This is a genomic window from Allobosea sp. UC22_33 (genome assembly GCF_042700715.1).
Lineage (GTDB): Bacteria > Pseudomonadota > Alphaproteobacteria > Rhizobiales > Beijerinckiaceae > Allobosea.
Window position 1 is genome coordinate 5,128,294 of record NZ_CP170556.1, and the last position, 12,973, is coordinate 5,141,266.

Consider the following 12,973-nt stretch of genomic DNA (forward strand, 5'->3'; position numbering starts at 1 on the left):
CTCGGGTGTCGCAATTCTTAATTTTGGACGCTGTGGGCAGCGCGCCTGATGGACTTGCGGCGCTATCCTTAAGACAATCCTTCAGGCGAACATTTCGCCGAATGGTTGGTGGTCTGGTTCATTGGACATAGCTCGCTCGCTGGCGATCCCGGACTCTCAATATGCCTTCCAGAGCCCTTTTCAGCGGGCGGATCGAGCCACCTTTCCAACGGCGCGCCAGGACGGACAGCTCGACCTGATCAACAGGCTCGAAGAACCGCGGATCCAGTCCTTGGTCCGCCGCGATCGTTCTAAGGATGTCGGGGATCAGAGCTTCAAGGTGGCGTGCTTCCGGTTCTGGAAACGGGATGACGCGGAAGCGATCAAGAAGCGGACTCGGCAGCCGATCGAGCTCGTTCGCCGTGGCGATGATCGATACGTGTCGCAAATCGAGTTCGGATTGAAGGCACGGATCGTGGAACCGCGAGGCCGTCTCGGTTTCCATAAACTGCAACATGGAATCCCATAGACGCCCGTAGTCCTGTCGCTCGCCGGCCTTGTCCAGCTCGTCGATTAATATCATCGGATTGGCTTGTTGAAAGCGGGCGACGGCCTGAAATGGGCGGCAGGGCTCACTGCTATTCCACCGGCGTTCCGTGCCGCTGAACGAGGAGCTCATATCGTTGGAGCCATCCACTCGCATCAGTCCGACTTTGAGCTGTTCCGAAAGGGCTCGAACGAAAGTGCTTTTGCCGGATCCCGGCGGGCCAACCAGCAGGATGGGCGAGAATTGAACAAACCGCTTTATTGAGAGATCGGTCAAGACCCTCGCGACCGTGTGGTCGGCATAGGGGAACTTGGTCAGCAGCGACTGCCGCACCGTTGCGAGGTCAGGAACACTAACGAGCGGAAAACGAACACCGATCGCTTTCTCGAAGGGCAGAATAGCATCCCTCGAACCTTTGGATTTCTGCACAGTCGGACACACCATGACGTGATCGGCGAGATGCTGCGGGCTATCGCGGCCTCCGATGTTTTCTGGTTCGACGGTGGCCGGCTTGGGAAACGTGTTCGCCGTGTCCAGGATGTCTCGCAAAGCCCATGTAATCGGCTGCACAGCAAGCAGGCCCGTGCGGCGTGCCAAATCTACAAGAGATCGATAGTTACGGGTTGGGTCGACGTCGCCCGCGGCGATCTTCGACATGCCTATCGCAAGCTCCGTCGCCTCCCCCTGGATTTCAACGATGATCTTTTCAACCCTGTCCAACATGTCATCGACACCGGGGCCGTCGCAGTCGATCTCGGTTGAGAGATGGTTGAAAATCTTCTCAGGGATCAGCACTGGGGCACCAGATCCGACGAGGGACTTGAACTCGGCCAACTTCGCCAGGGCTTGCCAGATGGGGGGCGCCAGCCGTGATGCGAGGTCGATTGCCGATGCTGGAGCCGTCATGGCGATCAGGCAGTCGGCCAATTCGCCCAGGGCAGGGTTCTGGGGCGCCCTGCTGTCAAGGTGATGTGCGAGGCGAGCTAGCTTCCCATGGGCCTTGTTCATGTCCCACTGAGGGCGGTTTCGTGGAGGCGTCGCAGTCCTCGGAAGCCATATCTCCAAATCCGGTCCCCAAGCCGGTTCGAACCGTATGATTTCCTCCACGACCTCCGATGCCTCAGAGGAGAACGCGGCAACGGGGTTGAGGCAGATCCGAATGATGCGGGGGCATTGTTTCATGACTGCCGCGTGCGATCTATTGGAGCGCATGGGACAGCCCGCTTCTACTGGCTCCAGCACTGCGTTCCCTCGGTTCTAGCCGCCAACCACGCCATGCCTGGAGGAGCTGCGACGGGGCTGAGACTCTCCCCAGGGCGAAGACGACCAGCACACGCGCGGCAGCATCACCCTGCAACGCATGGCGAAGTACCAGCGACATGCTGACGTCGACTACCGTCTGAGAAGAGTTGGATTTGACCAGGATCCTGAGGGCTCTGCCGATTGCATGGGCCGCTGAGCCAAACCCTTCCTGGCTTTCGCCGCTGGCGCCGTACGATGGCGCCAGCATTGTCACGAGCTCCTCAAGATTCGTGGCGACACCCATCGCGATGCATTCAGCCGGCGAGAACGTACGCCATGCCGTCATTGTTGGTGATTGGGGGATAAGGCGATCGCTGCTCCCAGCGGAAATGCCGCCATTGACGCTGACTGGCATCGGTACTCCTCGATGTTGCGATGGGCTTCGGGGGTGGAGGTCATTGCAGCGGTGGCGCATTGACTTCGTTCGACGGCCGGCCGAGCCGATACCAGCGCGAAAGCGTCCTGGCCCAGGTCTGGCCGTCGCTGGCGAAGACCTGAGAGGTCACGATAAACTTCCCACACGTGGGGTGCCGGTCGGCGATGCCCGCGAGCACAGGGACCGGCTGAGGTAACTCCGACCACGAAGAAAGGAGCGGTGCACGATGGAGATCCTGGTCTGTCGGACCAGTGCCTTCCTGAATCGCCTCCAGGTCGTCAGCCAGTTCGCGTAGCCTGTCGCTGAGGGTGCGTTCGTCGAACCTTGCCTCCTGGACGTCAGCTGGCTCCAACAATGCCATGGCGAGTTGCGCGCCCATGCGTGCAATCCGATGACCGTGCTGGCCATCGAGAAGTCCATCAGTCTCGCGTCTGCTCAACGCAGGGACGGCGGTCGGAAGCACTGTTACGCCAATGTCTCGAAACACATCGGCCACATGCGCGATCGCTGTGCTGTGGTCAGAATGGCCCCAGCGCAAGACAGAGATCGTGTCTGTCATGGACTGGATTGCCGTCATCGCCATCACCTCATGCGCGCGGGTGGGCTCGACGACAACAATGCAGGCGCAATCATTGGATAGGAGCCAGCAGAATTGCTCAACCGAGCTGATGAGGATGACGTGCTCGAACCCATCTCGCGCGGAGCCAAGCAAGGACTCGATATCAGATCCTCTCTCGACCTGATGGATAGAGTTTGCGATCCTTTGTACGGCCAAGATCGGCGAGTCGGGTTCATTGCCGACGCTGAGAATTTTGGCTGTCTGGCCCAGGGTTGCGAATCCTTGGGCTGCGAGCAGCGCGGCGTATGTAGGCGTGGACATGCCATCGGCACCCAAGAAGGCAACGAGCATCGTTCCTCCAGAATTCTCTGAAGCTGCAGGTGGTGTGGTCGAAGCTCAGCGGACCGCTGGAATGAGGCCGGCTGACGAATTATTCTGGAATTATAGCAGCAGCATCAAAATTTTTCACCTGGGTAGTGGGCCACGCCCGTCTATCCTTAATTCTGGCCTCGTCCCGATGCCGCCGGAGGCGGAGATTCCAGGGTTTCTTGCGCAAGCCGCAAGGCTGCTGTTGGGTGTTTCGCAGGCCTGGCTATGGGATAAATCGGGCGTCTCACGGAAGACCATCAACGATTTTGAGAACGGCTACAGGCAGCCGAAAGCGGCGCTCAAAAGCGCAATTCGTGCTGCTCTGGAGAAAGCCGGCGCGCAGTTCATATTTGGCCCTCAGTCGGTAGGCGTGATCGTCTACACCGCAGCAGAAACTGTAGAGCGCCAGACCAAGGCGGCCAAATAGGTGGGGGCGCCCGCAGCGCGGCGCATTAACCGTATGTCAACGAGTCTTCAGCATTTCTGATATCGATTGTATCATTTGCTTGTTGATGCCGCCTGCCCATCTTTGCCTGGATTTGGGAGCGAACCGATGGCTAACGATCTACCTTCTCAGGGTGTTTTTGCCTGCCTCACTTAAACGAGGCTTTTGCCCCCCCACTGAAAGCGTCGTCGACCTGTGCCACGGCATGGGATTCTGCTGACGACTTCGGTCGTCTTGTCGACCGTGATTTCAATCGAGCTGCCGCCTGAACCTTCTCCATCGCGCAGTCTTCGGGGGCGTGTTGGGCCATCTCAGATGTTCAGCCCGGAGGTTTCCGTGTCAGTCATATCGACCAGAAGCGCAGCCGAGTTTGTCCTGCCCGAACCGCCAAAGCGCGGGCGTGGTCGGCCTAGGAAGTCACCTGTTATCCCGGTTACGGAAACCAGGTTGTCGCGACAGGGATCCGCTCGTAGGGGATCGCCGCGCGCTCATGCCGACAACGCCCCAGATGGGATGGTCGACGCCGAGTTTGACGATCTCGCTTGCGGTCTCGACGTCCTCCTCCGCTGCACCAACCAGGATTGATCGCCAGACGCCCTTGCGAGGGCGATCTCAGCAAAATACCGCTGCCGAGGATGGATCATGAAGCTCTGGGTCTTATCTGACCTTCACGACGACCATGGTGGAGCACTGCCCGATCCGCCCGACGGCGCAGACGTTGCAGTCATCGCGGGCGACGTTCTGAATGACGGCTGGCTGATCGAGATCGCGCGAAAGCTTCCGGTCGTGTTTGTGGCCGGCAATCACGAGTTCTACCGGTTCAGCTTCCACGAGCGCATGGACCAGCTCAAGGCGCTCGAAGGGGTGCGGACGCTGAACAATGATGCCGTGCAAATCGGCCAGGTGCGCTTCATCGGCGCGACCTTATGGACCGACTACAATCGCAATCCTCTCGCCCTCGATGCCGCTTGGCGCGGGATGAACGATCACCGCTTGATCAAATGGCATAAGAACCCTTGGGAACGCTTTTCGCCCAAACACGCCGTCATGCTGCATGCCGCGAGCAGGAAGTTTATCGAGCGCGTTTTAGCCCAACCGCATTTTGGCCCGACGGTGGTCGTTACCCACCACGCCCCGCACCACCTCAGCGTTCATCGGCGCTACGACGGCGACCTGCTCAACCACGCGTACTACAGCGACCTTGGACAGGTCATCGAGACCGGGCATCCGACCTTATGGGTGCACGGTCACGTTCATAGCTGCTTCGATTATTGGGTCGGTGAAACTCGCGTCCTATGCAATCCGAGGGGCTATCCGGGTGAGAACCGGCAGTTCAATGACGCGCTTCTCGTCGAGATCTAAGGCTATTGCGTTTGGCTGATGGATAATCACCTGCGTCATTCTCGCTCCCAAGCACTGCGGCTCTGCCGACATTGTCGATCACCGAAAGGCGCCGGCCAGCTACTTGATCCACAATTTCTCCAAGTCGCCACTCACGGCCGAACGGTGCCCGTGGGCGCATAGGCAATCCCGAATGATGAGCTTCAACGCATCATCGAATGTCTTGAGTTCGGAGTTCTGGTCCATCAATCGATCCAAAGCTGAAGGCACTTCAGGTCGAGCTACACAGAGCGAATTTGCTCAGTGGAATACTCCAGGCACCCCATTCCTATTTCTTTCTTTGGGTTGATGACGCTCGCGGGGCGCTTTGGATGCAAGGGTGGAATCTCTTTCGTTATCCATTTTCGAGGCCGCGCTGCCGCCGGACCGATACCGTCGACGCGTTCAGATGGATGTTAGCGGCGAAAGCGACGCGAAACAGCGCCGATCCTTCTGCTGCATTTGTCGACGACCTATGCCCCTGTGGGCAGCGCCCCGAGAACTCATCGTCGACTAACACGCTTCTCAGTCGAGCTCTTTGCGTGCAGCCTGTTCAAGTTCCACTTGGCTGATGATCACGCCCTGGCGGAGGACGATGCAAGAGCGAAGAAAGGGCTGCGCCTGCGTTTCGCGCAATAACCGCAATGCTTCGGATGCTGAAAAAGCTCGATTGGCAACCTTGCCGCTGCGGGTGCTGGCTTTAATCTGATACAAAATCGGCTTCCAGATCGGATGGGGAGAGAGAAGCCGTATTTCAGGATTCGTTGGGCGCGTGAAGCCCGCCAGATGATCGCTAGTGTCGGCTGCGCGGGCAGCTAGCGAAGAAGCAGCGCGGGGACAATTACAAGCGTGGCTAACGCAATCACTACAAGCGTTCTTAGCCATACCGCGCGTGTCCGCGACGAAAGTATCCAAGAATTCTGCATCTGAACCTAACGCGATCGAGAAGCCGAGGACAACTCGTCTCACCAAACATCAGCTTGTGACCTCGGGTCAACACCAGAGACCAGCTCAAATTACAGTTATCTTCCCCACTTTCTAGCGGACCGCCATGTGCTCGCGCCTTGAACATGCCATTCAACCGGCCTAGCCGATGATCAGCGTAGTTGATTAGCGACCGCGCGTCGATTCGGTTTCTAACTTCCAGGAGTAGTGCGATGGCTGAAGAGGGTGAAAACCTCATCGCTTTGGTGGCTGACATCGTGTCGGCCTACGTGTCGAACAACAGCGTTCCCGCGGCCGATCTTCCTGGCCTGATCGCCACGACCCACGCGGCAATCACAGGCTTGGGTACGCCCCCGGCTCCTGTGGTCGAAGAGCGTCCAACTCCGGTTGTTTCAATCAAAAGGTCGATCACGCCAGAGTTCCTGATCTGCCTCGAGGACGGCAAGAAGTTCAAGTCGCTGAAGCGCCACCTGCGCACGGCTTACAACATGTCGCCTGAGGATTATCGCGCGCGTTGGGGCTTGCCGGCTGATTACCCGATGGTCGCGCCAGCATATGCTGAAGCGCGCTCGACACTCGCCAAGAAGATGGGTTTGGGCCAGCAGCGGCGGAAAACGCCGGTTCGCGGCAAGGCCGCCAAAGCGAACTGATTTCTGGCAGCTGTTGACGAGAACCATGGGCACCTCACCGGCTGTCGGCCCTCCTGAGGATAGGCATGCTTGTTCGCTGTTTTCTAAAAGCGGTGGCCGATCTGCAGACGGTGTCTGGAGAGAGCATTTGCATGCCATATCCGGCTATACCCTGAGAATCATCAGATGATATCCTCCGGGACGAAGACCGCCGATCGATGACGCTTGCCTTGATCAGACGCGCGCTCGAACCGATGACGATCACGGTGATCGGCGGCTCTCCGGAAACGGATGTGCTGGCAACGCAGATTCGCTCGGAGCCCTACCGCGGTGCGCTCACGGTGGTTCCAGGTGGGAAGGAGTTTCCCGTCCCGGCGCGCTGCGACCTGTTGATCGCGCCGGCAGCGGCCGCCGATCGAGTTTTGGCGGCAGCCGCAAACGGTTGCGCCGGGCTCCTCGTGCCTGACGGCTCCGCCGCTGATACCGAGCGCCTGCGAAACGCGGCTCGGGCCGCCGGCATTCGATTGATCGGGCCATCATCGGTCGGCCTGGCCGCACCGCGCCTCAACCTGAACGCGACCGCCGTCCCGATGCATCTGGCCACCGGCTCGCTCGCGCTGGTCGCACAGTCCAATTCGGTGGCGGCCGGAATTCTGGCCTGGGCCGCCAGGCGCGAGATCGGCTTTTCGGGCGCTGTCGTCCTTGGCGAAGGCGCCGATGTCGACATAGCCGATTGCCTCGATCATTTTGGCGCCGATGCTGCGACGCGCACCATCCTGCTGGCGATCGACGACGTCACCGACGCGGCGCGTTTTCTGTCGTCGGCGCGCGCCGCCGCACGGCTCAAACCCATTCTGGTCCTGAAGCCGCGGCGGGCGGACCCGCCTTGGCCGGCTCTGACGCATTCGGCCCTGATCGTGACCAGCGATGCCGCGCATGATGCGGCTTTCCATCGGGCAGGCCTGCTTCGGGTCAGCGATCTCGACGAGCTTTTCGCCGCCGCCGAGACACTGGGACGTGCTCGTGCCGCCGGTGCTGGCCGATTGGCGATCGTCAGCAATGGAGAGGGGCTGGCTGCATTGGCGGGGGCGCGGTTGCGGCAGGCCGGCAGCATGGAGCGGCAGCCCCGGGATCCGGTGATCGTCCGAACGGTCCAGGACTATCGCGAAGCAGTGATCCACCTGTTGGCCGACAGCGATGTCGACGCCGTTCTTGCGCTCAACGCCCCGCTGGCGCCGGACGATCCCGTGGATTGCGCGCGCGCTCTGGCCGAGGCGCGCTCCACATCCCCGGCTGGCAAACCGATACTGGCGGTCTGGGTCGGTGGCGGCGAAGAGACCGGGGGGGATTTTTGCAACGGCCGGCATTCCCTCTTTCGCGACGGAACGGGATGCGATCCTGGGCTTCCGGCATCTGACGCGCCACGCGCAGTTACTCAAGGAGCTGATGGCGACCCCACCGGTGCTCGACGCAGATCATCAGCCGGACATCGATGTCGCCGCTGCACTCGTCGACCGGGCGATCGGGCAAGGCCGCAGCTGGCTCGAACCGGACGAGGTCGCGCAGCTGCTCGCCCTGTTCGGGATTCCGGCGCTAGGCCTCGTCATCGTCGCCGATGCCGCCGCCGCGGCCGAAGCTGCCAAGGAACAGTTCGCCGCCGGCCGCACGGTCGCCCTCAAGATCGTCTCTCCCGATATTGCGCATAAATCGGATGTGGGTGGCGTCGAGCTCGACCTCGCCAACGAGCACGCCGTCCAGGAAGCGGCCGGCAGCATGGCGGAGCGCTTGCAGCAACTGCGGCCAGAGGCACGGCTGTCCGGTTTCCTGGTGCAGCCGATGGCGCATCGCAGCAAGGCGCGCGAGCTGATTGCCGGCTTTTCGGTCGATTCCTGTTTCGGCCCGGTGATCGTATTCGGGCGGGGCGGCACGGCGGCCGAGCTCATCGCGGATACGCATGTCGCGCTGCCGCCGCTCGATCTCGCCTCGGCCGAGAACCTGATCGCCAGGACGCGCGTGTCGCGCATCCTGTCCGCCTATCGCGATGTTCCCGCAGCCGACCGGCACGCGATCGCCGCTGTCCTGGTAGCGCTCGGCAACATCGCATCAGTGCTTCCGCAAATCCGCGCGATGGACCTCAACCCGGTCCTGGCGGACGCGAACGGCGTCGTCGTGGTCGATGCCCGGGTTGTGCTGGAGCCGGACCCGGCGCGCCGCCGCCGCCCGGCGATCCGGCCCTACCCCGGAAGCTGGACCTCGCAGCTTACGCTCGGCGAGCGAAGTTTCCTCATCCGCCCGATGAAGCCTGAGGACGAGCTTGCCATCGGCGCGATGCTCGGGCGGGTAACCTTGGAGGACCTGCGCTTGCGCTTCTTCGCACCGCTGAAGTCCTTCAGCCACGCGTTCCTCGCCCGCCTGACCCAGCTCGATTATGCGCGGGAGATGGCCTTCATTGCCATCGAGGAGCGGAACAGGGAAGCCGCCGGCGCCGTCCGTCTGCATGCCGACCCCGGGCATGTCGAGGCAGAATACGCCATCCTGCTGCGCTCCGATCTGAAGGGCATCGGCCTCGGCCGGGCGCTGATGAAGTTGATCATCGACTGGGCCGAGGCCGAGAAGCTTCAGCGCGTCCACAGTCAGGTGCTCGCGGAGAACGCGCCGATGCTGGCGCTTTGCCGGGATCTGGGCTTCGAAATCGCGCTCGATCCCGACGACGTGTCTGTCAGGCGTGTCGGGTTGAATCTGGAAACAAGGACAGGGAGACGGCGATATCAGCTTAGACGGTAGGTAGAGATTCGATTTTCGACACGATAAGTTCGAACGTTTTGCGCTCCTCCAGTAGAGCCATATCGATGTCGCCGTTCTTGAGCGCCTTCAGCATCTCCTCCTTAAATTTCGCCGCAGCCTCGACGCCTTCATGAGAGGAAATGTGCCTCATTGAATACCCGATACAAAGGTACAATGCATTCAATGCGATCTTGATTTGCTCCATATTTGTATCTGTGACGTCCTCAATTGCTTCGGCCATTTTTTGCTCCTTCAGGCTGCGCTCTGAGCCGGCCCTCCCTTCGAAGGGAATACAACTTCGAAAGCAACTGCGGATCAGCGCGGCTGTTCCGAACAGGTGCCCCTGGCCGGCACAAGAACCGTCCGGGCTACGAGGTCGTCGCCAGCAGAAACTAGCTTGTTTCCGAACCTTTCGACCGATGATCGTTCTCGCGGCTATTCGACGAACTGCTCGCGTCGGTGATCCGATCGTTCTCCGCGTCCAGGAGGATGCGCTCGGCTGCACCGTCAAGATCATCGTACTGGCCGCTCCGGAGGGACCATAGAAAGGCCGACAGCGCAGCCCCGCCGAGGACCAGCGCCAAAGGCACGAGAAAAGCCAGGCTACTCATCAACCTGCCCGCAAGGTCGGAGCGAGCCCGGTTAAACCGGTCTGCGGGTCGCGAGATCGGGAGCGCTTGCCCGTGTGGAGGCGCAATGCGTTCACGACGACGAGGATCGAAGACAGCGACATCGCCAGGGCCGCGATCAAGGGCGTAACATATCCCGCGATTGCAATCGGGAGGGCGATGGCATTGTAGGCGATCGCAAGCGCGAAATTCTGCCGGATCAGCCGGTCTGCGTTGCGCGATACGGCGAACGCTATCGGAACCGCGTTCAGCCCATCGCGTAGGAAAACGAAATCCGAAGCATTGCGGCTGATGTCGGCTGCCGATGCCGGCGCCATCGAGACATGGGCAGCGGCCAGAGCCGGGACATCGTTCAAGCCGTCCCCGACCATCAGCACCTTTCGGCCACTCGCGCCCATGGCGGCGAGCCGCTCGACTTTTTCCGCGGGGAGCAAATTCGCAGAGAAAGAGGCGACCCCGAGCTTGCTCGCCATGGCCCGCACAGCGCCCGCGGCATCGCCCGAAAGCAAGCCGACGCCCAGCCCTGCAGCGTTCAAGGCGTCGATGGCTGCCCTGGCCTCCGGACGCGTTGCCTCCTCGAAAGCGAAACGGGCGATGGGGGCGCCGTCGCAGCTGAGCACGGTGCCGCTCTCCGCTGTCCACGGCGAGGCGCCTTCGTCCGCGAGAGCCCATTCGGCGCGCCCGAGCCGAAAGACGCGATCCTCCAGCCTGGCTTCGATTCCGCGCCCGGGATGTTCGCGCACCTCGGACAAGATCAGGTCGCCCGCGGGGGCCGCCGCAGCAATCGCCCGTGACAGCGGATGATTGGAGCGGCGCGCAATGCCCGCCGCGATCGCCATAACGTCCGGGGCGGCATCCTTGCCGTTGACGAGACGCGGCTGGCCCAGAGTCAGTGTTCCCGTCTTGTCGAAGATCACCGTATCGATCTCCGCCATGCGCTCGATCGCCGAGCCATCCTTGACCATGACACCGTTCTCGAACAGCCGCCGCGACGCCACCACCTGCACGATCGGCACGGCCAGGCCCAGCGCACAGGGGCAGGTGATGATCAGAACGGCGATCGCGACGGTGATGGCCTGATGCCAGCCCGCGCCCAGCGCCATCCAGCCGAGGAATGTCAGGAGGGCGGTGGCATGGACGACTGGCGAGTAGAGCGCCGCCGCGCGATCGGCAATGCGACGATAGCGGGCCCGCCCGCCTTCAGCCGCCTCCATCAGGCGCACCATTTCGGCGAGGAAGGAGCTGTCCGCCCGGGCGGAGGCAACAACGACGAGGGCACCTGAAAGATTGAGCGTGCCGGCATGCACCTCCGCGCCAGGCTCGACGCGGCGGGTGGCGCTCTCGCCGGTGACGATCGCGCAGTCGAGCTCGGAAAGGCCCTCCGAGACGATGCCGTCGACAGGGACGCGTTCGCCGGCGGCGAGCGCAAGGCGCATGCCGGGCTCGATCTCGGCGAGGGGGAGGTAGTCGCGGCTCCTGTCTTCGCGCAGAACCGTCGCGCCGCGCGGCGCCAGACGGATCAGGCCGCGTACCGCGGCTCGCGCCTTCTCCCGCATGAGATGGTCGAGGGTCCGGCCGATCAGCAGGAAGAAGATCAGCGAGGTCGCCGCATCGAAATAGGCGTGCGGTCCGTCATGGATCGTGTCGTAGAGGCTCAAGGCAAAGGCGAGGCAGACGCCGATCGAAATCGGCACGTCCATATTGGTGCGGCCTCGCCGCAAGGCCGTCCAGGCCGAGGCGAAGAATACCCCTCCAGAATAGACGAGGCACGGTAACGCCAATGCCGCGGAAATCCAATGAAAGGCGTTGCGCGTTTCCGCTTCGGCACCGGACCAGACCGAGACCGAAAGCAGCATGATGTTCATCGCGCAGAAGCCGGAAACCGCCAGCGCCCGGATCAGCCCCGCCAATTCCGGGTCAGCGTGGTCGGCATCGTTCTCGAAGAAATGGCCCGGGTATCCCAGGGCCGCCAACGCTGCCAACAGGTCGGGCGCCTCCTGCCCGCGCCACTTCACCGCGACGCGCCGGGTCGACAGGTTAACGCGGGCGTGCTCGACGCCGGCGATGCACATCAAGCCCGTTTCGACCGCCCGGATGCAGGCGGCACAGTGAACGCCCGGCACGGCAAGATCGGACTGCCGGAGCCCTTCGCCGAGATCGCGGCTGGCGAGGCGTATCTCTTGTCGCGCCGCCGAGCCATCGAATTCCCCATAGGGATCGACGGGCGCCGCGCAGCAACTCATTTGATCGCCCTATAGCTGTGCCAGGTCGCGTGACCAAGCAGCGGAAAGACAATGATCAGGCCGAGAAGCCCGGTCGCCACAGTGATGAGGAACAGGCCGAGCACGATCGCACCCCACGCAAGCATCACCGGCAGATTGCGGAAGACCATCGAGATGCTAGTGCCCATAGCGGTGAAGGCATCGACCCGTTCGTCGAGCAGCATCGGGATCGCGAAGGCGCTGATGGCGAAGGAGAAGGCGGCGAACAGCCCACCGACCACCGTACCGACCAGCAGCATCGCCCAGCCGACCGGTGTTCCAAACAGCATGGCGGCGACGTCATTGAAGCCGGGGAAAGGCCGAAAGCCGAAGAACAGCGCATAGATGATGACTGCGGCCCGCATCCAGAGCAACATCAGCAGACACAGGATCGCCCCAGTAAACCAGACCTGCCCGCCCGAGGCAGCCCGGACAAAGATCATGCGAGAGAGGCTAATCGACTCGCCTCGCTCGATGGCGCGACTTTTCTGATAGAGCCCGATCGCGAGCAAAGGCCCCATCACCATGAAGCCCGCCAGCGCGGGGAATAGGATGTAGTCGAGCCCAAGCCGGAAGAGCCCCCAGACGATGACGGCGGAGACCACGAAGGCCGCGACCCCATAAAGCAGGCTGGGCGCTGGGCGGTGCCAGAGATCACGCCAGCCCGCCCCGAGCCAGGACAAGGCAGCGCCCGCCGGCAGGTTTCGTCTCCGTTGCGCGGAGAGAGGCAGCGGCATCTCCTGGCCGTTCCCGATCGCAGCCATGTGC

11 protein-coding genes and 1 pseudogene are annotated in these 12,973 nt (G+C 62.0%); 5 read left to right on the top strand and 7 right to left on the bottom strand.

The annotated features are described in order from the left end of the window. Positions 1-118: 118 nt before the first annotated feature. Positions 119-1,534 (bottom strand): AAA family ATPase, encoded by a 1,416-nt coding sequence (locus ACFJGT_RS24820; protein WP_377843874.1) that lies wholly within the window; start codon positions 1,532-1,534, stop codon positions 119-121. 689 nt (positions 1,535-2,223) lie between these two features. Further along, entirely contained in the window at positions 2,224-3,114 is an 891-nt protein-coding gene (locus tag ACFJGT_RS24825) for a DUF6634 family protein (protein WP_377843876.1), read from the bottom strand. Between ACFJGT_RS24825 and ACFJGT_RS24830 the strand changes: the two genes are divergently transcribed. Both ACFJGT_RS24830 and ACFJGT_RS24835 read left to right on the top strand, forming a co-directional pair. Next, positions 3,083-3,559, top strand: coding sequence for a helix-turn-helix transcriptional regulator (locus ACFJGT_RS24830; RefSeq protein ID WP_377843880.1), 477 nt, complete (start codon positions 3,083-3,085; stop codon positions 3,557-3,559). The two genes, ACFJGT_RS24825 and ACFJGT_RS24830, sit on opposite strands and share 32 nt — an antisense overlap. Positions 3,560-4,219: 660 nt before the next feature. Beyond that, positions 4,220-4,939: a metallophosphoesterase gene (locus ACFJGT_RS24835; RefSeq protein WP_377843883.1), complete on the top strand. Its 720-nt coding sequence runs from the start codon at positions 4,220-4,222 to the stop codon at positions 4,937-4,939. 543 nt (positions 4,940-5,482) lie between these two features. On the opposite strand, the gene ACFJGT_RS24840 is transcribed toward ACFJGT_RS24835, so the two are convergent. Beyond that, the gene (locus ACFJGT_RS24840; RefSeq protein WP_377843885.1) at positions 5,483-5,872 is read right to left on the bottom strand and encodes a hypothetical protein; all 390 of its coding nucleotides are present in this window, start codon (positions 5,870-5,872) and stop codon (positions 5,483-5,485) included. A gap of 242 nt (positions 5,873-6,114) precedes the next feature. On the opposite strand from ACFJGT_RS24840, the gene ACFJGT_RS24845 reads away from it, so the two are divergent. The 3 genes and pseudogenes from ACFJGT_RS24845 (at position 6,115) to ACFJGT_RS24855 (ending at position 9,315) form a co-directional block, all read left to right on the top strand. Beyond that, positions 6,115-6,552 (top strand): MucR family transcriptional regulator, encoded by a 438-nt coding sequence (locus tag ACFJGT_RS24845; protein ID WP_377843887.1) that lies wholly within the window; start codon positions 6,115-6,117, stop codon positions 6,550-6,552. Positions 6,553-7,121: 569 nt separating this feature from the next. Beyond that, positions 7,122-7,484, top strand: a pseudogene (locus ACFJGT_RS24850) (GNAT family N-acetyltransferase); the annotation flags it as partial. A 493-nt stretch (positions 7,485-7,977) separates the two neighbouring features. After that, entirely contained in the window at positions 7,978-9,315 is a 1,338-nt protein-coding gene (locus ACFJGT_RS24855; protein ID WP_377843889.1) for a GNAT family N-acetyltransferase, read from the top strand. On the opposite strand, the gene ACFJGT_RS24860 is transcribed toward ACFJGT_RS24855, so the two are convergent. The 4 genes from ACFJGT_RS24860 to ACFJGT_RS24875 form a co-directional block, all read right to left on the bottom strand. Further along, positions 9,305-9,556: a hypothetical protein gene (locus tag ACFJGT_RS24860; RefSeq protein ID WP_377843891.1), complete on the bottom strand. Its 252-nt coding sequence runs from the start codon at positions 9,554-9,556 to the stop codon at positions 9,305-9,307. The genes ACFJGT_RS24855 and ACFJGT_RS24860 overlap by 11 nt on opposite strands. 151 nt (positions 9,557-9,707) lie before the next feature. Continuing rightward, on the bottom strand, positions 9,708-9,926 hold the full coding sequence (gene ccoS / locus ACFJGT_RS24865) for a cbb3-type cytochrome oxidase assembly protein CcoS (protein ID WP_377843894.1): 219 nt from the start codon (positions 9,924-9,926) through the stop codon (positions 9,708-9,710). After that, positions 9,926-12,187 carry a cation-translocating P-type ATPase gene (locus ACFJGT_RS24870; RefSeq protein ID WP_377843897.1) on the bottom strand — a complete coding sequence of 754 codons (2,262 nt, stop codon included), beginning with the start codon at positions 12,185-12,187 and terminating at the stop codon, positions 9,926-9,928. Before ACFJGT_RS24870 ends, ccoS begins: the two co-directional genes overlap by 1 nt. Beyond that, positions 12,184-12,969, bottom strand: a complete 786-nt coding sequence (locus ACFJGT_RS24875) for a DUF2189 domain-containing protein (protein WP_377843899.1) — start codon at positions 12,967-12,969, stop codon at positions 12,184-12,186. Before ACFJGT_RS24875 ends, ACFJGT_RS24870 begins: the two co-directional genes overlap by 4 nt. Positions 12,970-12,973 lie beyond the last annotated feature (4 nt).